General features: G+C 39.9%; 27 protein-coding genes and 1 tRNA gene. 18 read left to right on the top strand and 10 right to left on the bottom strand.

Annotated elements, in window-relative coordinates; all coding sequences use genetic code 11:
- Positions 1–7: 7 nt before the first annotated feature.
- Together PSF42_RS04755 and lysA are read right to left on the bottom strand one after the other, a co-directional pair.
- On the bottom strand, positions 8–643 hold the full coding sequence (locus tag PSF42_RS04755) for a sel1 repeat family protein (RefSeq protein ID WP_213912872.1): 636 nt from the start codon (positions 641–643) through the stop codon (positions 8–10).
- Positions 644–815: 172 nt separating this feature from the next.
- Positions 816–2,075: a diaminopimelate decarboxylase gene (lysA, locus tag PSF42_RS04750; RefSeq protein WP_272679547.1), complete on the bottom strand. Its 1,260-nt coding sequence runs from the start codon at positions 2,073–2,075 to the stop codon at positions 816–818.
- A gap of 126 nt (positions 2,076–2,201) precedes the next feature.
- Between lysA and PSF42_RS04745 the strand changes: the two genes are divergently transcribed.
- Positions 2,202–3,137, top strand: coding sequence for a LysR family transcriptional regulator (locus tag PSF42_RS04745; protein ID WP_272679546.1), 936 nt, complete (start codon positions 2,202–2,204; stop codon positions 3,135–3,137).
- Here the strand turns inward: PSF42_RS04745 and PSF42_RS04740 are convergent.
- Positions 3,111–4,031, bottom strand: a complete 921-nt coding sequence (locus PSF42_RS04740; protein ID WP_272679545.1) for a LysR family transcriptional regulator — start codon at positions 4,029–4,031, stop codon at positions 3,111–3,113. The genes PSF42_RS04745 and PSF42_RS04740 overlap by 27 nt on opposite strands.
- Before the next feature lie 130 nt (positions 4,032–4,161).
- On the opposite strand from PSF42_RS04740, the gene PSF42_RS04735 reads away from it, so the two are divergent.
- On the top strand, positions 4,162–5,034 hold the full coding sequence (locus PSF42_RS04735) for an MBL fold metallo-hydrolase (RefSeq protein ID WP_272679544.1): 873 nt from the start codon (positions 4,162–4,164) through the stop codon (positions 5,032–5,034).
- Positions 5,035–5,209: 175 nt separating this feature from the next.
- Positions 5,210–5,854 (top strand): DsbA family protein, encoded by a 645-nt coding sequence (locus tag PSF42_RS04730; RefSeq protein ID WP_272679543.1) that lies wholly within the window; start codon positions 5,210–5,212, stop codon positions 5,852–5,854.
- A 40-nt stretch (positions 5,855–5,894) separates the two neighbouring features.
- Here the strand turns inward: PSF42_RS04730 and PSF42_RS04725 are convergent, their stop codons facing one another.
- The gene (locus PSF42_RS04725; protein WP_254879792.1) at positions 5,895–6,398 is read right to left on the bottom strand and encodes a prepilin peptidase; all 504 of its coding nucleotides are present in this window, start codon (positions 6,396–6,398) and stop codon (positions 5,895–5,897) included.
- Positions 6,399–6,984: 586 nt separating this feature from the next.
- Here PSF42_RS04725 and rsmE point away from each other — a divergent pair.
- The 9 genes from rsmE to hemW all read left to right on the top strand — a co-directional run bounded on the left by rsmE (position 6,985) and on the right by hemW (position 13,812).
- Positions 6,985–7,716, top strand: a complete 732-nt coding sequence (gene rsmE / locus PSF42_RS04720; RefSeq protein WP_272679542.1) for a 16S rRNA (uracil(1498)-N(3))-methyltransferase — start codon at positions 6,985–6,987, stop codon at positions 7,714–7,716.
- Positions 7,717–7,725: 9 nt separating this feature from the next.
- Positions 7,726–8,673, top strand: a complete 948-nt coding sequence (gshB, locus tag PSF42_RS04715; protein ID WP_213912877.1) for a glutathione synthase — start codon at positions 7,726–7,728, stop codon at positions 8,671–8,673.
- A 136-nt stretch (positions 8,674–8,809) separates the two neighbouring features.
- Positions 8,810–9,373, top strand: a complete 564-nt coding sequence (locus PSF42_RS04710) for a YqgE/AlgH family protein (RefSeq protein WP_125893686.1) — start codon at positions 8,810–8,812, stop codon at positions 9,371–9,373.
- On the top strand, positions 9,373–9,792 hold the full coding sequence (gene ruvX / locus PSF42_RS04705) for a Holliday junction resolvase RuvX (RefSeq protein WP_125893688.1): 420 nt from the start codon (positions 9,373–9,375) through the stop codon (positions 9,790–9,792). Before PSF42_RS04710 ends, ruvX begins: the two co-directional genes overlap by 1 nt.
- Positions 9,793–9,938: 146 nt before the next feature.
- Positions 9,939–10,631: a YggS family pyridoxal phosphate-dependent enzyme gene (locus PSF42_RS04700; RefSeq protein WP_272679541.1), complete on the top strand. Its 693-nt coding sequence runs from the start codon at positions 9,939–9,941 to the stop codon at positions 10,629–10,631.
- 13 nt (positions 10,632–10,644) lie between these two features.
- A complete protein-coding gene (gene proC, locus PSF42_RS04695) occupies positions 10,645–11,466 on the top strand; it encodes a pyrroline-5-carboxylate reductase (protein ID WP_272679540.1) in 822 nt (273 codons plus the stop codon).
- A 19-nt stretch (positions 11,467–11,485) separates the two neighbouring features.
- On the top strand, positions 11,486–12,070 hold the full coding sequence (locus PSF42_RS04690) for a YggT family protein (protein ID WP_102139769.1): 585 nt from the start codon (positions 11,486–11,488) through the stop codon (positions 12,068–12,070).
- A 16-nt stretch (positions 12,071–12,086) separates the two neighbouring features.
- A complete protein-coding gene (locus PSF42_RS04685) occupies positions 12,087–12,680 on the top strand; it encodes an XTP/dITP diphosphatase (RefSeq protein WP_125893694.1) in 594 nt (197 codons plus the stop codon).
- Complete coding sequence (hemW, locus tag PSF42_RS04680) at positions 12,673–13,812, top strand: radical SAM family heme chaperone HemW (protein ID WP_272679539.1); 1,140 nt, start codon at positions 12,673–12,675, stop codon at positions 13,810–13,812. Before PSF42_RS04685 ends, hemW begins: the two co-directional genes overlap by 8 nt.
- Before the next feature lie 162 nt (positions 13,813–13,974).
- Here hemW and PSF42_RS04675 read toward each other — a convergent pair whose 3' ends face one another.
- The 5 genes from PSF42_RS04675 to trmB form a co-directional block, all read right to left on the bottom strand.
- On the bottom strand, positions 13,975–14,925 hold the full coding sequence (locus PSF42_RS04675) for a siderophore ABC transporter substrate-binding protein (RefSeq protein ID WP_272679538.1): 951 nt from the start codon (positions 14,923–14,925) through the stop codon (positions 13,975–13,977).
- A 212-nt stretch (positions 14,926–15,137) separates the two neighbouring features.
- A complete protein-coding gene (locus PSF42_RS04670) occupies positions 15,138–15,869 on the bottom strand; it encodes a DUF2884 domain-containing protein (RefSeq protein ID WP_125893700.1) in 732 nt (243 codons plus the stop codon).
- Positions 15,870–15,892: 23 nt separating this feature from the next.
- On the bottom strand, positions 15,893–16,819 hold the full coding sequence (gene glsB / locus PSF42_RS04665) for a glutaminase B (RefSeq protein ID WP_094962054.1): 927 nt from the start codon (positions 16,817–16,819) through the stop codon (positions 15,893–15,895).
- 113 nt (positions 16,820–16,932) lie between these two features.
- Positions 16,933–17,262: a YggL family protein gene (locus tag PSF42_RS04660; protein ID WP_004914167.1), complete on the bottom strand. Its 330-nt coding sequence runs from the start codon at positions 17,260–17,262 to the stop codon at positions 16,933–16,935.
- On the bottom strand, positions 17,262–17,981 hold the full coding sequence (trmB, locus tag PSF42_RS04655; RefSeq protein WP_125893702.1) for a tRNA (guanosine(46)-N7)-methyltransferase TrmB: 720 nt from the start codon (positions 17,979–17,981) through the stop codon (positions 17,262–17,264). The genes PSF42_RS04660 and trmB overlap by 1 nt, the downstream gene beginning before the upstream one ends.
- A gap of 289 nt (positions 17,982–18,270) precedes the next feature.
- Here trmB and mutY point away from each other — a divergent pair, with 289 nt between their 5' ends.
- The 4 genes from mutY to PSF42_RS04635 all read left to right on the top strand — a co-directional run bounded on the left by mutY (position 18,271) and on the right by PSF42_RS04635 (position 20,989).
- Positions 18,271–19,323 (top strand): A/G-specific adenine glycosylase, encoded by a 1,053-nt coding sequence (mutY, locus tag PSF42_RS04650; RefSeq protein WP_125893704.1) that lies wholly within the window; start codon positions 18,271–18,273, stop codon positions 19,321–19,323.
- Between the two features lie 10 nt (positions 19,324–19,333).
- Positions 19,334–19,603, top strand: coding sequence for an oxidative damage protection protein (locus PSF42_RS04645; RefSeq protein WP_004264665.1), 270 nt, complete (start codon positions 19,334–19,336; stop codon positions 19,601–19,603).
- Positions 19,604–19,657: 54 nt separating this feature from the next.
- Positions 19,658–20,731: a membrane-bound lytic murein transglycosylase MltC gene (gene mltC / locus PSF42_RS04640; RefSeq protein ID WP_272679537.1), complete on the top strand. Its 1,074-nt coding sequence runs from the start codon at positions 19,658–19,660 to the stop codon at positions 20,729–20,731.
- Positions 20,732–20,913: 182 nt separating this feature from the next.
- Positions 20,914–20,989: transfer RNA gene (locus PSF42_RS04635), tRNA-Phe, on the top strand.
- 264 nt (positions 20,990–21,253) lie between these two features.
- Here the strand turns inward: PSF42_RS04635 and hypT are convergent.
- Complete coding sequence (hypT, locus tag PSF42_RS04630) at positions 21,254–22,165, bottom strand: hypochlorite stress DNA-binding transcriptional regulator HypT (protein WP_272679536.1); 912 nt, start codon at positions 22,163–22,165, stop codon at positions 21,254–21,256.
- 460 nt (positions 22,166–22,625) lie between these two features.
- Between hypT and PSF42_RS04625 the strand changes: the two genes are divergently transcribed.
- On the top strand, positions 22,626–23,354 hold the full coding sequence (locus tag PSF42_RS04625) for an aspartate/glutamate racemase family protein (protein WP_272679535.1): 729 nt from the start codon (positions 22,626–22,628) through the stop codon (positions 23,352–23,354).
- A 69-nt stretch (positions 23,355–23,423) separates the two neighbouring features.
- Positions 23,424–24,725, top strand: a complete 1,302-nt coding sequence (locus tag PSF42_RS04620; protein WP_094963063.1) for an anaerobic C4-dicarboxylate transporter — start codon at positions 23,424–23,426, stop codon at positions 24,723–24,725.
- Positions 24,726–25,300 lie beyond the last annotated feature (575 nt).

Raw genomic sequence — 25,300 nt, 5'->3', positions numbered from 1 at the left:
ATCTCTATTAATTTCTCATATAGTTATCTATATCATTGAGATATTTTTTACATTTTTCGCTACCATTTTTAGCACCAATATCTGCATAATATCTAGATTTATCAATATTTTTTATATTTCCATCATCATCAAAAAGAGTAATTTCAACTAAGTAGTCACAGACTAATACAGAATCTCTCCCTCCTTTTTTTATTATTTTATCTAGAATTAGATTTGCTTTATTTTCATTTTTATTCAATACAACCCCTTTATGATAAAGTTTACTCATTTCAAATAACGCCATATTATTATCAGGATTTATATTAACTGATTCAATTAAGTAATTAACAGCTTTTTTGCAGATGAAATTAGGTATCGACGGTTTAAAATCAAAATACTTGCAATTAGAATCCTTAAGGAATAATTTAAATAATAATAAATTACTATTTGAATCTCCTGATGCAGCCTTTTCAACTAACAAAAAGAAATCTTTTTCATTTCTTGGTGGTGGATACTCATCACTAATAGATGGTTCATATATTAAATACTTACTATCATAATTAAATGATAACATCCTATATGATGGCATAATGATATCTCTTTTAAAACCATTAGCTTTACACTCTAAAAAGGCTAAGCCAAGTATAAAAATCATCAATTTCATATTATTCTCATTTAAATAAAATCAATCATTAGAAGAAAATAAATTTATTTTTACATATAAAAAAGCATTGTAAATAACCTAAAAGAGTAGTTTTAACCTTAATTAAAAACAAAAAAAATCCAGCCATTTATTTAATAGCTGGACCCATTAATTTTTTGAGGAATTATTTAAATTACAACTCCAACGCCAATAATTCCTCTATCGTTTGGCGGCGGCGAATCAATTGTGGTTTACCATCAACAAACATCACTTCGGGTAATAATGGGCGGCTATTGTAGTTTGATGACATGGATGCACCATAAGCGCCAGTGTCATGAAAAACCAGAAAATCGCCAACTTTCACCTCGGGCAAAGCGCGGGTTACCACTAAACCGCCCTCTAACTGGGTAAATACATCTCCTGATTCACACAGAGGGCCAGCGACAATAGTGTCTCTTAGTTGAACCCCATCAACGTTACGTCCATCCGTAGGTAATACTGAAATATGGTGATAGCTGCCATACATCGCTGGGCGCATTAGGTCATTAAAACCACTGTCTACAAGCACATAGTGGCGGCTCCCCATATCTTTAACGGCTCGCACTTCAGCTAACAATACGCCTGATTCCGCAACCAAATATCGGCCAGGTTCTATTTCAAGTTCAATTTTGTGTCCTAAGTGTTGTTCGATACGTTGGCGAGCGTTATCCCATAAGCTGTAATAATGCTGCACATCGATTAATTCATCACCTTCACGATAAGGGGTTGATAACCCACCACCTGCTGAAATGGCATGAAGGTCAACCCCTGCGGTTGTGACTAGCGCCACCATAGAATCACACACATCGGCAAGATGTTGATAGTCAACCCCAGAACCAATATGCATATGAATACCAATCAATGACAAATTGTAATGGCGAATTTTTTCTAACGCTAAAGATAAGTCTTCATGCCAAATACCGTGCTTACTATTTTCGCCGCCAGTATTAGTTTTTTGGCTATGGCCGTGACCAAAACCAGGGTTGATACGCAGCCAAACAGGATGGCCAGCTTTTTGCTCGCCAATTTGTTCAAGCATATCAATCGAGCCTGCATTCACAGGGATATCTAACTCAGTCACTTTCGCTAATGTCGCCCTATCGAGCACATCCGCTGTAAAGACGATTTCTGAGTTTTCACGCCCGGGCTGGAACCCTGCCACCAGCGCACGTTCAATTTCCCCTAAAGAAACGGAATCGACTTTAACACCTTGCTGCTTCATTAAGCGCAGGATATGAATATTCGAGCACGCTTTTTGTGCAAAGCGCACGGTATCAAAAACTTGTAATTGCTTGATACGCTCAATGATCACCGCGCTATCATAAACCCAAACAGGGCTACCATACTGCTCAGGTAATGCGCGTAAATACTCAGGGGTTAAATATTGGCTTGTTGTCGTTGCGAATGAAGTCATTGTCTTTCTCGTTTGCAAGTTTTTATTATATTAAAAGCTATTATTCAAAGAATAATACGGGAAAAAAAATATCTATTTTGCTAAAGTCTATTCATATTTGATATAGACTTTATTTAAGGACTTTTTATGCAAGCCATTTCATGGCGGCACATCGAAATATTCCGTGCAGTAATGACGACCCCTAACCTAACGGAAGCCGCTGCGCTGCTAAACACCTCACAGCCGACTATCAGCCGTGAACTTGCTCGCTTAGAATACCTTTTACAGTTTAAGTTATTCGATAGGGTCAAAGGACGTTTACAGCCAACAGCACAAGGGTTACGCTTTCTTGAAGAGGTTGAACGCTCTTATTATGGCTTGGAACGCATTAAAAATTCAGCAGAAACCATCCGCCGCTTCGAACATGCACAAATATCGATAACCTGTCTACCGGCTTTCGCCCAATCTTTATTACCCCAAGTTTGCCAGTCATTTATGGAAAACTACCCAGAGGTCAGCATCACAGTGATCCCGCAAGAATCCCCAGTTCTTGAGGAATGGTTATCGGCTCAACGTTACGATTTTGGCCTCACTGAACATCTGCAAATGCCACCAGGAACTGAACAACAAACACTGGGAAGTTTAAATGAAGTGTGTGTTTTACCCGCAAGCCACTCATTAACCCAAAAAGACGTGTTAACCCCCAACGATTTTCAAGACCAACGTTTTATTAGCCTGTCATTAACTGACAGCTACCGTCAGTTGATTGACTCAACCTTTGCGGAACATCACGTCGAACGCAAAATGGTCATGGAAACGCATTCGGCATCATCCATTTGCGCCATGGCACTAAAAGGGATTGGAGTTTCTATTGTTAACCCGTTAACTGCATTAGATTTTCACCAACAATCCGCTGGGAAGTTAGCGCTGCGCCCACTCAGTTTTTCGATTCCTTTTACTGTTAGTTTAATAAGGCCAATTCACCGCCCTTCATCACAATTGACCAATATTTTTACTCAACATTTAGAGGATAACTTTAATCAAATAAAAACCCAGCTAACTTCCGCGCTGTTGCATCAATAACTGCCAGTGAGGTGAAGTTTCAAACCAATTGGCCAGATAATCAATCACCACCCTCAGGGCGGTTGGCATTTTTTGCCGACTAGTATACACAGCGTAAATACCTAGCGGCATTGGCGTATATTCAGGTAATAACTGAACTAACTTCCCTGAAGCCAAATGATTAGCAACTGAATAATAAGGTTGCATAGAGACACCTGCGCCTTGCAATGTTGCTTCAGCGAGAAATACGGATTCGTTAGCACTTAAGCGCCCATCAACTAATACACTATGCTGCATGCCTGCTTTTTCAAATACCCATAAGCTACGACCAAAAAAATTGTAGGTTAAGCAATCAAGCAAAACTAAATCCTCTGGCTTTTCAGGCTGTTTTTTTCCTTTTAAAAAGTCAGGTGAAGCACAAATGACAGAATGGCAAGTTGACAAGGGTTTTGCGATTAAACTCGGTTCCAATTGATTTGTGATACGGATAGCCAAATCAATTCGTTCTTCTATCAAATTAACCGATTTATTCGATATTTGCATATCAATAGCCATATTCGGGTAGAGCTTCATAAACTCAGAAATAGCCACAGAAAGCGCACTTTGGGCGATTGATTGTGAACAACTAATACGCACTAAACCAGATAATGCTTTTGCATCAAGCTCTTGCTGCACAGGCACCATTTGGGAAATCGCATTAAGTTGCAAAGATTGTTGATATACCCCTTCCCCTGCTGAAGTTAGACTTAATTTCCGTGTGGTGCGATTTAATAAACGTACTCCCGCCCATTGTTCCATTTCCGACAAATAGCGTGTCACCATCGCTCTAGACATATCCAGTTTTTCTGCGGCTCCACTTAGGCTGCCCTGTTCAACAATAGTAATAAATACTTCTGCCGCTTTTAATCTATCCATACCATTCTCATTTGACCGAATTATGCAACAAACAACACCTAATTATGGGGTTTTTCATCTCATCATTGCAATTTAGTATACACGACATGCAAAACAAACTTTTCTGTATAACTTCATTTTAGGATACAACATGAAATTGACCTTATTAGCGGCAACCGCGCTATTTGCCACAACAATAAATCTGGCCCAAGCTGAAACACTCACACTAGATGTTTATAACCCTGGAAATAACAGCGTATTTCCAGTTTCCTCTGAAATAATTAGCGGTTCAAGTGAAGTGGTGTTGATTGATGCACAATTTCAAAAAAATGATGCACAACAATTGGTTGATAAGATTAAAAAACTCAATAAAAAATTAACTACGATTTACATTAGCCATTCTGACCCAGACTACTATTTTGGGCTAGATACCCTAATAAACGCCTTCCCAGAGGCTAAAGTGATCGCAACAGCAAACACAGTTGAAGCCATTAAAGCCACTAAAGATGGCAAGCTGGCTTACTGGGGCGGTGTATTAAAAGATGAAGCCCCTGCCCATGTTATCGTCCCTGAAGTTATTAAAGGAGACTACTTCACCGTTGATGGCGAAAAACTTGAAATTAAAGGCCTTGATGGCGTGTCACCAGATAGAACCTATCTCTGGGTTCCATCATTGAAAGCCGTTGTGGGTGGTGTCATTGTTTCTGACAATATTCATGTTTGGGTTGCTGATACACAAACAGAAGAGTCACGCAAAAATTGGCTACAAACATTAAAAGACATCAAAGCTCTGAACCCAGCAACCGTTGTTCCCGGCCACTTTACGGGGGCGTCTAAATTAGATGTAACGACGGTTTCTTTCACTCAAAAATATTTACAGGACTTTGAAAGTGCATATAAAACAAGTAGAAACTCAGATGAACTCATCCAAAAAGTTGCAGCGAAGTATCCACAATTAGATGACAAATCAAGTTTAGAGCTTAGTGCGAAAGTCATTAAAGGCGAAATGAAATGGCCTCAATAACCAAGTAATATTCACTATTCCAGCCATTCAGTGAGTATATCCCGCATCTACTCACTGAATGACTTACCCAAAACAATTTGGCTGATTTAACTGGATGATCGTGGTATTAATCTTTTGATGATAATGATACAACTTAATTCAAATTACTTAAAAATAGCAAACCAAGAGAACGATTATGAGCAACATAACCCTACACTATATTTATGACCCTTATTGCGGCTGGTGTTACGCTGCCGCACCTTTAGTCGAAATTGCCAACCAACACCCAAATATTAATATTGAAATGCACGGTGGTGGCATGTTAGCAGGTAATGCACGCTTACACTTAGATGATGAGTTTCGCCAATATATCCTGCAATCCGATAAACGAATTGCATCAATGACTGGGCAAGAGTTTGGCGATGGCTACATAAAAATGCTACACGAACCTAATTTGGTTATGGACTCAACACCACCACAAACCGCGATATTAGCAGCAGCCAAGCAAGGCAAAGGCTTTGAGATGCTTAAAGCCATCCAAAAAGCGCACTATGTTTCAGGGCGCCATATTAAAGATGCTGACGCACTTCTCGACCTCGCAAAAGAGATTGGCCTTGATGCCACCCAATATGTGTCCGACTACAGCGAATGTGAACAGCATGAAACCCCAGCCCACATCGGAAGCAGTAAGGCGTTGTTAGCACAGTCAGGAGCTTCCGGCTTCCCAACGCTGTTGATACAACAACAGGATAGATGGTTGCGTGTTCCATTACAAAATTACCTCGGTGAGCCGAGTAAGTGGCAGCAGTTTTTAGATTCTTTAGTCACTGCAGCATCTTAATAAATTCCCTTGCCTGTATGCACGTATGGTTATTTTTTATTCAGTATTCACTTATTGATAAATACAACCATACGCTAGCACTAATAATTAACGCGGGCCCAAATGGGATTGTCTTCGTTTTTTTAGCGATTTGCACCAAAGATGCTCCTTCAAAATCAGCTAGATTTGTCTGTTGCTTCTTTGGGTGTATTTTAGGCAATAACCCATAAATTACCCAGTATTGTAATAGCCCCAACCCCGCAGCAGCACCCAAAAAGTAAGGTAATTGCCAAACCCCAAGCCAAGCCGAACAAGCTGCAACGAGTTTAAAATCCCCTCTTCCCATTTGTGGTTGATGCGTTCTTTTCTCAACCAATGTCACCACCATTAGCATCACTAAGTAACCGAGCAACACAGCATAAATAGCGGAAACGACATTCCCATTTGGCAAATGGATTTGATATAACAGCCCCGACCATAATAATGGGTAAGTCAGGATATCAGGAAGATAACCTATTTTATTATCGATGATAAATAATGGAATTATTAAATTAATATATAACATTAAAAATAAAACCATTCTAAAATCATTAGATGCCAAATATATTATAGAAATTAACGAACCATATATTAGAAGCAAAATAGTATTTTTTATTATGATTTCTGATTTATCAAAACAAACAACCGGCAAATAGATGAGCAGTTTTTTAGTTAAGAAAACCGATATTGATAGCATAAAAAAACAAAATAAAATATAAACAAAATCAATAAAGTAGATACCAAATTCATTTTGACACGATGGAGTAAGTTGCTCTGATGGTGCAATAATGGATATGACCGATGATATTAAAACACAGATTAGTTCCTTCATATTAGCTCCTTATTCCTTTATGGAGATAAAAATAAATATACTGTGAATTTCATCTAGTCCAAACACTTTAATTCCGTAGATTAAAGTCGGTTTATTCGAATATTATTATCACTTAGTTCACTTTCATTACTGTTTAATGATGTCCCTTATGGCACAGACATACTATAAAAGGCCAGTATTTCGTTATAAACTAGGTAGCAGTGCTTGAGTTTAACAATTCAACCCCCATATTCATCAAAGCTATATTATTTATTAACCCAGTCTGTACTAAGGAAAAACTATGCGCGTTCCACGCATTTATCACCCTGAGCCTCTTCAAATAAAGACAACGATTTCTCTTGGTGATGATGCTGCAAACCATGTAGGTCGGGTACTACGCATGACAGCGGGCCAAAAACTCGAACTTTTTGATGGCAGCAATCAGATCTTTAGCGCTGAAATTACTGAAGCTACTAAAAAAAATGTATTCGTGCATATTGAAAATAGCCAAATTGACGATAGAGAATCCCCACTCGATTTACACCTTGGGCAGGTCATGTCTCGTGGGGAAAAAATGGAATTTACCATCCAAAAATCTGTTGAACTCGGTGTTAATACAATAACACCTTTATTATCAGAACGTTGTGGTGTTCGCTTAGACGGTGAACGGCTCGAAAAAAAATTACTGCAGTGGCAAAAAATTGCAATTGCAGCCTGTGAACAATGCGGCCGCAACCGAATTCCAGAAATTCGCCCAGTGCACCCCCTTGAAGCCTGGTGCGCGGAAAATGACGGCGCGTTTAAAGTCAATTTGCACCCAAGGGCAACAGAAAGTATTAATACGTTACCCACTGAACTGAAGAAAGTACGATTGTTGATTGGCCCTGAAGGTGGCTTGTCAGCAGACGAAATTGCCATGACAGCAAATTATCAATTTACCGATATACTGTTAGGGCCTCGAGTATTACGAACAGAAACGACTGCGCTAACCGCTATCACAGCACTGCAAGTGCGCTTAGGTGATCTGGGGTAAGGAGAAAAAATGATCAAGCTCGGTATAGTGATGGATCCTATTTCATCCATCAAAATCAAGAAAGACACCAGTTTTGCAATGATGTTGGAAGCTCAGCGTCGTGGTTATGAAATCCATTATATGGAAATGAATGACCTGTATTTACACCAAGGTGAAGCTCGCGCACAAACCAAAATCGTGACGGTCGAAGAAAACCCAGAAAAATGGTATGAGTTTCAAGGAGAGCAAGATATTGCGCTAAGTTCTCTTGATGCCATTTTAATGCGTAAAGACCCGCCTTTTGATACTGAGTTTATCTATGCGACTTATATTCTAGAAAGAGCGGAGCAAGCTGGCACCTTAATTGTGAATAAACCACAAAGCCTACGTGACTGCAATGAGAAACTCTTCACTGCTTGGTTTGCTGAGCTAACACCGGACACATTAGTCACTCGCAACCCACAAAAGTTGAGAGAATTCCACCAAAAACATGGCGATGTCATTTTTAAACCACTAGATGGCATGGGTGGCGCTTCGATTTTCCGCCTCAAGCAAGATGACCCAAATGTGGGTGTGATTATTGAAACGCTAACAGAACATAGCTCTCGCTACTGCATGGCACAAAACTTTCTGCCGGCAATTAAAGATGGTGATAAGCGTGTCTTAGTTGTTGATGGTGAACCTGTTCCTTATTGCTTAGCGCGAATTCCAGCTCAAGGCGAAACCCGAGGTAACCTTGCTGCAGGTGGACGCGGGGAAGCGCGTCCTTTAAGTGAAAGTGATTGGGCCATTGCACGAGCCGTTGCACCAACATTAAAAGAAAAAGGCTTAATCTTTGTTGGCCTCGATATCATTGGTGACCGTTTAACCGAAATTAACGTGACTAGCCCAACATGTGCACGGGAAATTGAAGCTGCATTTGATATCTCCATTACCGGTATGTTAATGGATGCCATTGAACGCCGTCTCAATAAATAATTTATAGCGGTGGTTTATCTTTACTGATGATTTTTACTGTTTTTAGACGGTAAACGTCATCAGTTTGCTCTACCACCTATAATCTAACCTTTTATTGTATTCTATTAATTATGATTAAATTTGCTGGAGTCTAAGTTTGAATCTGCAAAACCATTTTCTTATCGCCATGCCATCCTTAACAGACCCTTATTTTGAACAATCGGTCGTTTATGTGTGTGAGCACAACGAAAAAGGGGCGATGGGGATTGTGATTAACAAACCTATTGATGACTTTTCCGTCGATACGATGCTCAAAAAACTCGAAATCACAATTTCAGATAAAGTTGATGATCGTAATTTAAAAAAGCCAGTCATCGCAGGTGGCCCAGTTGCAGAAGAGCATGGGTTTATCTTACACACACCAATTAAGGGCTTTTTATCTAGCCTGCATTTAAATGATGAAGTAATGGTGACAACGTCAAAAGACATTTTAGAAACGTTAGGAAGTGAGCACTCACCTGCAAACTCATTAGTTGCGCTAGGTTATGCAAGCTGGGAACCTGGCCAACTTGAACGGGAAATTATGGAAAATAGCTGGCTAACTGTCGAAGCTTCTCCTCAGCTTATTTTTAACACCCCCATTCATGAGCGCTGGAGCGCTGCGGCTAAATTAATTGGTGTTGATATTTATACCATTTCAATGCAAGCGGGGCATGCTTAATGTCTGGAAGAACTTTGTTAGCCTTTGATTTTGGAACCAAAAGCATCGGTGTAGCGGTTGGACAAGAAATTACAGGTACTGCACGACCATTAACCTCACTAAAAGCGAGTGACGGCCGCCCTGATTGGCAACAAATCGAAAAGTTACTTAAAGAATGGCAACCTCAGTTGGTTATTGTTGGACTTCCCCTTAATATGGATGGTACCGAGCAACTCGTTACAAGCCAAGCCCGTAATTTTGCAAATCGCATTCATGGCCGTTTTGGTGTTAAAGTCGAATTACATGATGAACGTCTTTCCACTGTTGAAGCAAAAGCAGGTCTTTTTGAACAAGGTGGTTATCGCGCACTCAGTAAGGGCAAAGTGGATTCAGCCTCTGCCGTAGTGATCCTTGAAAGCTGGTTTGAGCAACATCTTTAAATTTACACGAATATGAGGTTATTTTTCGTCTTAATCTCATGCAAAGGTGCCGCTCTGATGTAATTTGCTTTACACTATGGTCAACAGTCGCTGTTCATGTATGACATGAATAAAATAGTATTGAATAAACTATATTGAATAAAACAATGACCATTCAAAATAATATCTCTGATGTCACCGCGCGTATTGAGCATGCTGCCGCAGAGTGTCAGCGCTCACCACAAGACATTACGCTACTCGCGGTAAGTAAAACAAAACCTTGTGAAGCTATTTTAGAAGCCATTGAGGCAGGTCAGCGCCAATTTGGTGAAAATTATGTTCAAGAAGGTGTTGAAAAAATTCAATATTTTTCGAACAGAAATGACCTTATTTGGCATTTTATTGGCCCGTTACAGTCAAATAAAAGCCGCCTTGTCGCTGAACATTTTGACTGGTTCCATACCTTAGACAGAGCGAAAATTGCCCAGCGCTTAAATGACCAGCGTCCTAGTGAAAAAGCCCCCCTCAATGTGCTAATTCAAATTAATATTAGCGATGAAAACAGTAAATCGGGTATAACGCGAGAAGAAGTGGCTGACCTCGCAGCACAAGTCGCGGCTATGCCCAACCTTGTGTTACGTGGGCTAATGACAATCCCTGCACCTGAAACGGATTATGAGCGCCAATGTGCTGTGTTTCATCAAATGAATGAGGCATTTAAGCAATTACAAATTACTTATCCCACAGTTGACACGCTTTCAATGGGGATGACTGACGACATGCGCGCAGCAATCCATTGCGGTTCAACACTTGTTCGCATAGGAACCGCTATTTTTGGCGCGCGCCAATATCACCCATAAATAGGAGAACAGAATGCAACATCGTAAAATTGCCTTCATCGGCGCCGGAAATATGGCGCATGCCATCATTGCTGGGCTGGTTAATCATGGCTACCCAGCATCGATGATCACGGTGTGTTCTCCTACGCCTGTACGTCGAGAAAAACTGGCTGAACAATATGGCATTATCAGCAGTGATGATAACTTAGCCGCTGTTAAAGCTGCAGATGTGATTGTCCTTGCCGTTAAGCCGCAAATGATGAAAGAAGTATGTGAACCACTACAAAATGCGGCTGATTTTGAGCAAAAATTAATCCTCACCATTGCGGCTGGGATCCCAGCTGAACGTTATAACGACTATTTCGCTCATTCGCTGAATTTAGTACGCATCATGCCAAACACACCATCATTGGTAGGGAAAGGCGTTAGTGGGCTATTTGCTCAAGGGAAAGTTTCAGAGCAAGACAAACAATTTGCACAAGAACTGATGCAGAGTGTCGGCTCAACGATTTGGTGCCAACAAGAACAAGAAATCAATAACATTATTGCTATTACTGGTAGCTCTCCGGCTTATTTCTTTCTATTTATGGAATCGATGCAACAAAAAGCGGAACAACTCGGTTATGATAAACAGCAAGCTAGAGACCTTGTTCTTCAGGCGATTGAAGGGGCTGTAGAGCTTGCTAAGTCGCAAAACGACACGGCTTTTTCGACTCTACGTGAACAAGTCACCTCTAAAGGCGGTACCACCGCGATGGCTTTAGAGCAATTTTATAATGGAAATCTTCCGCAGATTGTTGCCGATGCAATGCAAAGCGCAATAAATAGAGCTGAAGAAATGGAAAAACTTTTTTAAATTAATCGCGGAACTCACCATGCAGACCTTAGTATTCGTCGTTACGACCCTGATCCAACTGTACATTTTTGTATTACTACTGCGCGTATGGATGCAGTGGGTACGTGCAGATTTCTATAACCCTTTTTCTAAATTTGTCGTTAAAGCAACACAACCTATTGTCGCACCATTGCGCCGAGTCATTCCTTCTTTTGGTGCGATAGATACCGCATCTGTCGTTGTTGCGTTTATTTTAGCGATTGCAGCCATTATATTCGGTATGTGGGCAACTAACTTACTCCCAATTTTAGGTGTAAGCATTCTGCCTATGGGGCTGATTTTATTATTAACCTATACTGGTAAATTGATTTTTTGGATGATTTTAATCCGTGCGATTTTAAGCTGGGTTAGCCAAGGCCGTAACCCTGTAGATTATTTATTGTACCAATTAACAGAACCTTTAATGGCACCAATTCGCCGAATCATCCCTGCGATGGGCGGGTTAGATTTCTCCGCAATGATTGTCATGTTTATTTTAATCGCTCTGAATTATTTGCGTGTTGATATTTCACTGATGATTGACCCATCATTAACTGCAATGATGTATTCCATTGGTATTATGTAAAAACGAGTTTTAAATAATGCAAAAAGTTGTTTTAGCCACCGGTAACCCGGGAAAAGTGAATGAGTTAGCTGACCTACTACGTGATTTTGGGATGGATATCGTCGCTCAAACCTCATTAGGTGTTGAGTCCGCAGAAGAAACGGGCTTAACCTTTATTGAGAATGCGATCCTAAAAGCGCGCCATGCAGCAGCGCAAACCGGGTTACCCGCAATTGCTGATGATTCAGGAATTTCCGTTGATGCCCTCGGTGGCGCGCCGGGAATTTACTCTGCCCGCTACGCAGGTGAAGAAGCAACAGACGAGCAAAACCTAGTTAAGCTATTAGAAGCAATGAAAAATGTGCCTGATGACCAACGTCAGGCTCAATTCAACTGTGTATTAGTCTATTTACGCCATGCAGAAGACCCAACGCCGTTGGTTTTTCATGGTCGCTGGCACGGTGTCATAACTCATGAACGCAAAGGCCAAGGTGGCTTCGGTTATGACCCAATATTTTATGTTCCTGAATTAGGTTGCACCTCAGCAGAGTTAACTAAAGCAGAAAAACAAGCCGTTTCACATCGTGGAAGAGCACTCACAATGATGTTGGATGTGCTAAAGAATGCTTAAATTACCCCCGCTGAGCCTGTATATCCATATCCCTTGGTGTGTGCAAAAGTGCCCTTATTGTGACTTCAACTCACACACACTTAAAGGGGAAATTCCTCAGCAAGAATATGTGGCGCACTTATTAGCCGATTTAGACATTGATGCAAAATTAGTTGCTGGGCGTTCGGTAAAAACCATTTTTATTGGGGGTGGAACGCCCAGTTTATTAACTGCAGAGTCAATGCAGGCCTTAATGGATGGCGTACGTCAGCGAGTTGTTCTAGACCCTCATGCGGAAGTCACCATGGAAGCCAACCCCGGTACTGTTGAGGCTGACCGTTTTGCTGGTTACCAAACAGCGGGGATCAACCGTATTTCTATTGGCGTACAAAGCTTCGGTAATGACAAGTTAATCACTTTAGGCCGTATTCATGGCGCTGATGAAGCGAAGCGCGCCGCTCAGTTAGCCACCAATCTTAATTTAAGAAGCTTTAACCTCGATTTAATGCATGGGTTACCTGCGCAAACTCAAGTTGAAGGTTTATCTGACCTGCGCCAAGCCATTGAACTTGCACCTCCACACCTGTCTTGGTACCAATTAACCATTGAACCAAACACCCAATTTGGCTCACGTCCTCCAGTATTACCCGATGACGATACGCTATGGGATATTTATACCGAAGGCCATAAATTATTGAGTGCGGCAGGTTATCAGCAATATGAAACATCTGCCTATGCTAAACCCGGTTACCAATGCCAACACAACCTCAACTACTGGCGCTTTGGTGACTATTTAGGTATTGGTTGTGGCGCTCATGGAAAAATTTCTTTTGAAGATGGGCAAATTTTACGAACCGTAAAAACAAAGCATCCTCGAGGTTATATGGAAGGCCGATACATGCATCAATCTTATGATGTTGACACCTCTGATAGGCCATTTGAATATTTCATGAACCGTTTTCGTTTACTTGAAGCCATGCCTCGAACTGAGTTTACCCAATATACCGGGTTACCCGAGTCAACAGTTAGAGCGGCTATTGATGAAGCCTTAGCTAAAGGTTATATCACAGAAACAGCGGATGAATGGCAGATCACAGAGCATGGAAAATTGTTTCTCAATTCTCTATTAGAGTTATTTTTAGGTGAAGAATAGCGGTTATTCCGTTCATTTATAAATCATTTCGCTTGTAAATTAGATGAAAGCCCACTTCAAATTAAAGTGGGCTTTTTGTTTAGAGGTAAAAACGAAATAGACAAGAATAACAATTGAGGTAATACATATTGCCACTATCAATAAGACAGTGGCAGATATCTGTTATAGAGCATTCACCACCGCATTAACTTGCTCTGTTAAGCTAACTAAACCACCACCTGATAAATACCATAAGTCAGATTGCAGGTAAGTAATTTTGCCATCTTTATACGCTTTGGTTTCTTGAATGTTGCTATCTTCAAATACTGTTTTATCCAATTTACCTGCACCAATCGCTTCGCTACGGTCAACAATCAGGATCACATCTGGATTAGCTTGAGCAATAGTTTTGGTATCCACTACACGGCGCTTTGCTTTATCTGCACTTTCATCAACCGGTAGGTCAGCGCGTTGCGCTTTCACAACGCTGTAAACAACAGCTTGGCTATTTGGAATTAATTTGCCGTCATTATGCATCAATACTAAAACTTTTTTATTGGAATCAGCCGCTTTCTTCTGGGCGTCTGCGATGACTTTATCTAATTGGACTAACTGCTCATCAACCGCTTTTTGGTTACCATAAAGTTCGCCAATCACACGAATATTGGCTTTCACAGAATCAATATAGTGTTTGCTATCAGAACCTAAATTAATAGTGGGTGCAATTTTTGATAACTCATCATAAGACTTACCTTGACGACCCGTGATCACAATCAGGTCAGGTTTTAATTGCGCGATTTTGGCTAAATCAGGTTGTTTCATTCCACCTGCATTTTCCATTGATGCAGGAATGCTGCCTTTTATATAAGCGGGAGCATTGCCTGTTGGGAGTGCAACAACTTTGTCGCCTAAGCCGAGTTTTTGCATTGAGTCATAAACACCAAAATCAAACAGAACCACTTTTTGTGGTTTTTTCACGACTTCAGTTTCACCTGATAGGTGTTTGATCGTTACTTTCTCCGCACCTTGCGCTATCACCGCATTTGGCGTGAAAGTGGTAGATTCAGCGCTTAGAGCGATAGGCGCAGAGAATGACAACACAGAAACAAGCAGAGCAGGTATGAATTTTTTCATTTAAATGATCCCAATTTAGTCATTAAGCCAAACCCGCATTGTAAAGTGAGTGGCTTAGATGTCAATCAAATAAGAATCAATTTCATTTTCATTCCCATTAATGGAATTAATATCACACAAATTGATGATGACGATAATATCGCTAAATAAAAAAACAGTAATGTACAAAAAATACATTACTGTTCATAAGGTTATTGGTGATTTTAGCGCTATCAGCTACTTTTGATTGAATTAAGTAACGAAGCGCGCTGTTGTTCTATTGAAGTCACTTTAGAACAAACTTGTTGGCCAAATTGCTGGAAACTTTTCTCTTGTTTTTTCCATTCTGATTCGAGTTCTTGCTGTAACCCACCTAAGTTCCCTAACATGCCTTGTAGCGCTTTACTGGCGTCACCACCTGATAACAATTGCTTGCGCCCCATTTCGTTGATGCTGTCTTGTAAAATACCACCTAGGCTTTCATTAACTAGCTCGCGCCCTTTCGTTTCAACAGTTTTCATGGCTTCATGGTGAAACACATAACCACTAGGGCGAGTCTCAATAATTTGATTGATTTGCCCATTAAGCTCTTTTTCTAATTTTGTTAACCGGTTACGGATATTGCTATCGCTACCAACCACTTTAACGACAACTTTGTCTATCGTTTCCCTTGAGGTTGATAATTTTTTTTCTGATTCTTGTTTTATCCAAGGTAAGTCCTGACGAATAGCGGCTTGGTAACGAATAGCTTGCTGTTTTTGGGCATCTGTTGCAGCAATATTTTTACCATTAAGCGTGATATCACCATTTGGCGTAATTTTTAAATCGCCACTCGCACCAATGACTTGCACACTTTCAGGTGTCATAAAGATGTCATCCTTTGGTGTTACAGAACAGCTATAGTCTGCAGCTTGGCTCGTTGCACAAGCAAGGAGTGAAAATGCAATTAATGTACGGCGTAACATAAAATCTCCTAGTAGAGCATGAATTAAAAAACAGAACGCCCAATTCGTTTCGATAGCAATTCTAAAGCCGCACAGCCGACTAAAGAGTTCCCCGCTGAGTCTAGCTCAGGTGACCAAACCGCAACAGTAAATTGGTTTGGTACTACGCAGACAATGCCCCCGCCAACGCCTGACTTTCCGGGCATTCCTATCCGAAATGCAAACTCACCAGAGCCGTCATACATACCACAAGTCATCATTAATGCATTAATTTGCCTTGATTGTAGCGGTGTGATGATAGGATCAATGGAACAAGATGACATTCCTTGCGATGTTAAATAGGAAAAACATCTCGCTAATTCAACACAGTTCATACTTAGAGAACAATAATGAAAATAAGTTTCGAGAACTGTTAAAACATCATTTTCAAAATTCCCAAAAGATTTCATAAGATAAGCAATAGCGGCATTACGACTGGCATGTTCCAGTTCTGAGCGAGCAACAACCGTGTCATAGCTGATATCAGGTTCGCAAGATAGCTTTCGGACAAACTCCAACATACGCTGTTTCGGTGCGCTTAGGCGTGATTGCAGCATATCCGCAATAACAATTGCCCCCGCATTAATAAATGGGTTTCGTGGGATCCCCTTTTCCATTTCAATTTGAATTAACGAGTTAAAGGGTAGCCCTGAGGGTTCTTTACCTACGCGGCTCCAGATTTCCTCTTCCTCATAACGTGTCATTGCAAGCGTGAGGCTTAATACTTTTGAAATAGATTGAATTGAAAAACGTTGATATGCGTCCCCTGCGGTGAAAATATCACCGTCAATCGTGGACACCGCAATGCCTAAATGGTGGGAAGGTACGCAACCTAAAGCAGGAATATAATTTGCAACACAACCTTGCCCAATCAGTGGGCGAACTTGGTCTAGGATATCGTTGAGTAGCTGGTTAGAAAACATGGCGCTCAAAACGTTGACTCCAGATAGTATTTGCAACAGAAAATAAAGGCACCCAACTTTTGGATGCCTCTTCAATCGACTGAAAAATCAGTTTATTTATTGAGATTTACTCAATAAAATTATTATTCCCACCAAACATCAAAAAGCTCAGAAACGACGACGTCATTCATCCCTTTTGATTTTAGCCAATTTTCAACAATTTGGCGGTGCTCTTCGGTACATTTACCAATTTTTTGCAGGCAAACGATCCCTTCCCAGCTCATATAGCCACTAGCTTCAAATGCTAAACCATTCGGTTCAATCGCTTCTGCAATCAGTTGGTCAACGGTGCTGTCAACTTCCTCAATCGGCGTACCTTCTTTAAAGCTCCACTTAACTGTAAAGCCTAACTCTTGGAACTCATCCAAGCGTAATTTTTTACGTAAACGACGACTACGTGGTTGTTTAGCCATTATTTGATCCTCTCAAACATTAAATCCCATACACCGTGCCCTAACCGCTGGCCGCGCTTTTCAAATTTTGTTTCTGGTCTTGTTTCTGGACGAGGAACGTAATCACCTGATGGTGATAAGTTTTTATACCCTTCGACACTCGTCATCACTTCAAGCATGTGCTCTGCATAAGGCTCCCAATCCGTTGCCATATGGAAAACACCACCGATAGCTAGTTTGCTGCGAATTTTTTCTGCAAATGGAACTTGCACAATACGACGCTTATTGTGTTTCGCTTTATGCCATGGATCAGGGAAAAATAACTGAACCATCATAAGGCTACCATTTGGGATCATGCAGTCTAAAACTTCTATTGCATCATGGCACATCACCCGTAAATTAGTGACGTTTTCTTCTTTTGCCGATGCTAAACATGCGCCAACACCGGGTGCATGAACTTCAATACCTAAAAAGTTTTTATCTGCATTTTGAGATGCCATGGTCACCAATGAGGCGCCCATCCCAAAACCAATTTCCAAAGTCACTGGATTTGAGTTATTGAATACTTTGGCAAAATCAAAAGGCTCATTGATAAAATCAATGCCTTTTTCTGCCCATTCTTTTTCTAATGCGTCTTCCTGACGTTTTGTCAGACGCCCTTGACGGCGGACAAAACTACGGACTCGGCGCATAACCCGCCCATCTTCATTATATTCGGGGGAGATAACATTATTGATCATAATAAAGGTTCTAAAATGAGTGCCCAATTAAGTTAATGTGCCAACAATCAAGTTTATAAAGTGATTTGTTACCAAACCTATCAATTTACAGCCCTAAATGCCCAAGTAATAGTGATTAATTTTACCCTTGAGGCATGGCGGATATCGGAGTTTAGCAAAACTTCCACAAGGATGCAGTTGATAATTCGCTAACTTTACACTAAACAACACAATAGCGGTTTACAGCCCCCTTCGTCTATGTTGCAATTCCTATCATGACTGGAAATATCAATAAAAAATAAAATTATTAATGGAAGCTCAACAATTTTCATCTGCAGTACTCAACTGGTATCACAAATACGGTCGTAAAACGTTGCCATGGCAACAGGAAAAATCGTCCTACCATGTGTGGTTATCTGAAGTTATGCTGCAACAAACCCAAGTGAGTACGGTAATCCCCTATTTTGAGAAATTTATTTCTCGCTTTGAGAACGTCACCGCCCTTGCCAACGCACCTCTTGATGAAGTTTTACACTTATGGACAGGGCTCGGCTATTACGCTCGGGCTCGAAATCTCCATAAAGCCGCTCAAGTGATCGCGACTCAATATGGTGGCTCATTTCCCACTACATTTGATGAAGTTTTCGCGCTGCCCGGTGTTGGCCGCTCCACTGCTGGGGCAATTTTATCATTATCGCAAAAACAGCATTATCCTATTTTAGATGGTAATGTTAAACGCGTATTAGCTCGCGCTTATGCGGTTGATGGCTGGCCGGGTAAAAAAGAAGTCGAAAACCGTTTGTGGGAAATCAGCACTGACGTCACCCCCAAAGAGGGAGTCGAGTTTTTTAACCAAGCGATGATGGATTTAGGCGCGATGGTCTGTACCCGAAGTAAGCCAAAATGCGAGCTGTGCCCACTTAATTTTGGCTGCATGGCCTATGCCAATCATTCATGGCAAAACTACCCGGGCAAAAAGCCTAAGCAAAAAATCCCTGAGAGGAGTGCTTGGTTTTTGATTATGCAGCACGACGATAATGTATGGCTAGAACAGCGTCCACCATCTGGCATTTGGGGTGGCCTATTTGCCTTCCCACAGTTTGACTCTTTAGAGCAACTTAATGATTATCTGGCCGAATCAGGCTTAGAATATTCTCAATTAGAGCAATTAATTTCTTTCCGCCACACATTTAGCCATTTTCATTTAGATATTATCCCTGTAAAAGTTAACATTCAGGCATTTAATTCTGCCATGGATGAAGGCAAAGGACTCTGGTATAACTTACACCTAGGCGCAACTATCGGCCTTGCAGCCCCAGTTGAAAGTTTACTAAAACAGCTCGCCTTACTACCTGATATTTGAGGAAAAATTAATGAGTAGAACCATTTTTTGTACATTTTTACAACGTGATGCAGATGGGCAAGATTTTCAGCTTTACCCAGGTGAGTTAGGAAAACGTATTTTTAACGAGATTTCAAAAGAGGCGTGGAGTCAGTGGATGACTAAGCAGACCATGCTCATTAATGAAAAGAAACTCAATACGATGAACCCCGATGATCGTAAAATGTTAGAACAAGAAATGATTAAGTTCTTGTTTGAAGGCCATGACATCCATATTGATGGCTATACACCTGAAAAATAATCTGTTTGTCTACCTACTCAGTAGGTAGACTTTTGCCCCAAGACTGTGAATCGTATGAAAAAACTATTTGCGCTGAGTTTATTGATCCCTCTAATTATCTCTTGTTCAAGCAAGCAAAAACCTGACTTTAACCCGGATTATGTCAAAGATACCAATGGGTTCAATATCTTAATGGGCCAATTTGCCCACAATATTGAAAATATTTGGGGCATTAAAGAAGTGTTAATTGCTGGTCCAAAAGACTACGTTAAATATACCGATGAGTACCGAACTCGTAGCCATATTAATTTTGAAGCGGGGACCATTACTGTAGAGACTATTTCAGCGGTAGAACCTTCACAGTATTTAAAAAAAGCGATTGTCACCACCTTATTAATGGGAGACGACCCCAGTTCCATAGACCTCTATTCTGATATCAATGACATTCCCCATAGCAAAGAACCCTTTTTATTTGGCCAAGTGCTCGATAACACAGGTGAAGCGATTCGTTGGGAATGGCGAGCCACAAAGTTTGCTGATTATCTGATTGAAAATAAAATGCAGCGCCGCCAATCGGGTATGAATATTGTTTGGTCCGTAACTATGCAACTAGTACCAAACCATTTAGATAAACGGGCTCATAAATATTTACCTTATATTAAGAAATCCTCGGCCAAATATGGCGTAGATGAGTCATTAATCCTTGCGATTATGCAAATTGAGTCGAGTTTCAACCCTTATGCGGTTAGCCGCTCTGATGCGCTTGGTTTAATGCAAATTATGCCAAATACAGCCGGCAAAGATGTTTTCCGCTCACAAGGAAAATCCGGTGTTCCTAGCCGTAGCTATTTATTTGACCCAGAGAAAAACATTGATACGGGTACGGCTTACTTAGCTATATTGCAAAACACCTACTTAGGCGATATTCGTAACCAAACCTCACGCCGCTATGCTGTTATTACCGCCTATAATGGCGGCGCAGGCAGCGTTCTGCGGGTGTTCCACAGCGATAAAAAGCAAGCCGCGCAGCGTATTAATAATTTAGAACCGGGTGAAGTGTATGAAACCTTGTCCACTAAGCACCCAGCTGCTGAGTCACGTAATTACCTCATTAAAGTGAACAAAGCACAGAAAAATTATCACCGCTAAAATTTTTGTGCATTAAAACGCCAGTCCAAGTAACCGAAGACTGGCGTTTGATAATAACCCTAGTATTTCCATGCTATTTCGATTAAAAACTAGCTAACATGTTGAAAAAAAGCGCATACAGTCAAAAGTTTATTGAAAGCGCCTTGACTCAACCAATGAAATCAGGTTTAATACGCTCCGTTGCCCGGATAGCTCAGTCGGTAGAGCAGGGGATTGAAAATCCCCGTGTCCTTGGTTCGATTCCGAGTCCGGGCACCACTTATTCAAAGAACCCGCCCAAAAGGCGGGTTTTTGCTTTATACCTCTCTGAGGTCAACACTCGCCCAATTTCAACTCAACTAAATTCAACTCGCCCTCATATCTGCCCCATTTAGGTGGACATAGCATGTGATCTCCCAAGGAAATGACAATTTCATTGATTTACCCACCTCTGATTTGTTCACTTCCCTTAAAAAAATAAGACAACTATAATTAAATTCTGCCTAACAAATTGTAGAGGTGATAATGAAAAAGCCCCTTCTACTACGATAAATTCCGTAAATCCTCAGGGATATTCTTTTTCAAAATGCGCCAAAAGTCCTCTGCGGTTTTATTTAGTCGTGTATCCATGCGGTAAATATACGCTTGGATAGGTATTGTTAATTCAGGGGTCTCCAAACAAACTAGCTTTTTCTCTTTTAATTCATTCACTACGGAATAAATGGGTAACCATGCTATTCCATGGCCATCTAAAGCCATATTTTTTAGTAACTCACTCATTGATGACATGAAAAGTGTTTTCGAATTGATCGCACCAAATTCACTTAACCGACGATTAACTAACCTTCCCATATATGAAGCACTGGTGTAATTCAGCAATGGCACTTGAGGTTGGTAGATATCAAATAGCGGCTTACCATGCTTATCCGCTGCACAAATTGGGTATAATTCAGATTCAAATACATTCAATGAGGAAAATGGGGATTGCATTAAATCTTCATCATAAAATGAGATAATAAAATCACTTTTCCCTTCTCTCAATGCGTTCACAACTTGCACCACATCAATGGCTTCAACATGGTAAACAAACTCCTCACCGTAACCAGACAGCCCATGAACCAATTTAGGCAGTAATGTCAGTGACAACGAATGAGCGGCGGCAATTTTAATATTCGGTAGGCTCAATACATTGTGACCGGATAGTTCATTTAAGTTACATTCCAGTTGTTGTAATAAACTACGCGCTTGAGAATGAAAAATTTTGCCCTCTTCAGACAACTGTAAAGGGGAAGTCGTTCTATCAAATAATTCAACGCCAATGGCTTCCTCTAAAGCTTTAATACGACGGCTAAATGCGGGCTGAGAAATACTCCGCTGTTCTGCTGCATGAGAAAAATGTCGACATGATTCTAGAGTTAAAAAATCATATAGCCATTTTGTTTCTATATTTTTCATTTTATTAAGCCTTAAATTGACTTGCTGTTAAAATATAAAAAATAAAACGTATTTTTATTGATATTTTAAGTTAATGACTAGTTAAATAACAAAGCTAGATTTGTAGTTGTGTTATTTGTATTATGCATAGCCCTACCATTTAAAACATTAACAAAAATCAAAAATAAATTTCATTTAATTTATTTAATTCATAAAACCTAGTCTATTCAGGCCTTCAGAGCAATTTATAAAAATATTTTTATTTTGAATAAAAGTTCTTAATGCGTATCTTGCATCAAACCATACTTACTTGCATTTCTCATCCAAGACAAACATTGATAAATATTAACCATAAGTTAAGCAGCAATAAGTAAGTTAATAATCATTTGAATATTAACCAATATGTTAAATAAATGAAGAAAGATAAGCGTTTATTGATTTTTATTTTATAAAAAGGCTAATAAAATGCAGGGGTATTAAAATGAAAGGTTTAATTGGTGTATTAGGTGGTATGGGGCCTGCCGCTACTGTTGATTTATTTAATAAATTTGTAAGCTATACCGTAGCAAATAGAGACCAAGAGCATATCCCTTTAATTATATCATCTATTCCTGATATACCAGATCGAACAGAAGCGCTATTAAACCATGGTGAATCACCGTTACCTTTAATGACTGACTATTTAAAGAAACTAGAAAGTGCCGGGGCAGAATGTATTGTTATACCTTGTAATACAGCACATTTTTGGTTTAGTGAACTAAAAAAAATTTGCCATGTCGACATGCTAAGCATTGTTGAGACGACAATGAAAGAAGTACTAGCAACCAAGAAAAAAAATATCGGATTACTTGCAACAAATGCCACTATGTATATGGGACTATATCAAAAAAATATAGAGAATAAACATTTAAACTGCATTACCCCTGATAAAAAAAGCCAAGAAAATGTAATGGAAAGCATTTATTTATTAAAATCAGGAAATAAAAAAATTGCTGAATCCATTATGAAACAGCAAGCTGAAATTTTATTTTCCCGAGGCGCTGAAATTATTATTCTTGGCTGCACCGAGGTTCCCGTTATTCTTGAAAATGAAATTAATAGTTATCCAGATAAATATATCGACTCAACCAGCTCATTAGTCAGAGCAAGTATTCACTGGTATGAAAACAGAGTCGGAAAACAAAATTTAATGATAAATAAAAATATTTAACTTATATCAAATATCAAAATTAATTTTTTAATATTACTAATGACAATATATTGTCTATTGGAGACGATTATGGTTTGGCTAGAAATCATTGTTGTATTAGGTGCAATATTCTTTGGTATACGCATGGGCGGAATAGGTATAGGACTCTGTGGTGGGTTAGGATTAGCGGTATTAACTATCGGATTTGGTTTACCTATAGGTTCACCACCTGTTGATGTTATTCTGATTATTATGACAGTTGTGGTAGCAGCATCTGCATTACAAGCTGCGGGCGGGATGGATTATCTAGTCCGCCTAGCCAGTAAATTTATGCGTAAAAATCCTAAGTATCTAAACATTATAGCGCCAATCACCACTTGGGTGATGACTATCATGGCTGGTACAGGTTTCATTGTGTTTTCTATGCTGCCTGTGATAGCAGAAATTGCGAAAGATTCGGGCATCCGACCATCTAGAACATTAGCAGGCTCAGTGGTTGCTTCACAAATTGCGATTTCCGGTTCTCCAATCAGTGCCGCAATGGCCGCGATGCTGACCATTATGGAAGGTAACGGCATCACGTTTATTGTGGTTATGTCAGTCTGTTTACCCGCCTCTTTTGTTGCTGCCATGGTTGCCGCTTTTATTGCATCACGTCAGGGCTGCGAACTTGAAAACGATGAGGTATATTTAGAACGTTTACAAAAAGGCTTAGTTCATAAATACGAAGAGAAAAAAGGCGAGAGCACAACGAGAGAAAAATTCTCTGTTGTTCTATTTATTATTGCCACGATTGCTATCGTGATCCTCGCTGCATTCCCACAATTACGTCCCGGTTTTGATATCGGTAAGCCGATGGGAACACGAGATATCATCATCATTTGTATGCTAAGTGCAGCATGTTTGATGGTGGTTTTCTGTAAAACATCACCGGATTCCATTGTATTAGCACCAACATTCCGTTCAGGAATGAGTTCTCTTGCAGTGATCCTCGGAATTGTGACATTAGGTACCACTTTTGTTGATGCCCATATGGACCAAATCAAGGCCATCGCGGGAGATGTATTATCTGCATATCCTATTTTATTGGCTTTAGTTCTGTTCTTGACCTGTGCCTTGTTATATTCGCAAGGTGCCACAACACCGTTAATAATTCCATTAGCCATTGCCTTAGATGTCCCGACATGGGCAATTTTGGCCTCTTTTGTCGCCGTCACCGGGGTATTTGTCTTACCCACTTACCCAACATCATTAGCTGCCATTGAATTCGACTCTACTGGGTCTACTCGAGTCGGAAAATATATTTTAAATCATCCCTTTATGTTACCAGGGCTAGGTGGAATTATTGCCGGTGTCGCTTTCGGCTTTATCATTGCACCAATGATTGTCTAGCACAAGGGTGTGAGTCTCCCTCACACCCCTTACGCTGTAATAAAATGATTTTATTGACAAAATGAAGTTAAACTTTGGCTCTATTTAGCTTTATACTTTGCTTAATTGGAAAAATACAATTACAAGGTATAAAGCTATTTTTTTCATACCCATAGGTATATCTGCAAAAAATATTATGACAGCGTATCAAAATGACTCATTACTCTATTTAATTTTTTAAATTAAATTTTATAAATTAAAAATAATGTCCTGTTAACCACTCAATATCTCTTTATTAAATGTAGTTAAAATTTATTTTCATTCAAAAGTGTGAGCTGAAATGTTTTTGCATGAAATATCCACTTCTGAAAATAGTTAAAATAATTATACTCGGCTTCATATTCATTTCTTAAAAAAACAGAATAAGGAATGAATTAATATTTTTATTATGATTTTCATCATGTTACAAAGTCAGTTTCGGCAGTCTCATTTCCCAATGAAAGTACTCAGCTAAGTGACTAAAATTAGGGCTTAAATCACAAATTTTAGTTTTTAAGATACTTACTTTCAAAAATGACGACGTCGTCATATTAAAA

Source organism: Providencia sp. PROV032, assembly GCF_028484875.1.
Taxonomy (GTDB): Bacteria; Pseudomonadota; Gammaproteobacteria; order Enterobacterales; family Enterobacteriaceae; genus Providencia; species Providencia rettgeri_E.
This window is presented reverse-complemented; position numbering and strand designations above follow the sequence as displayed.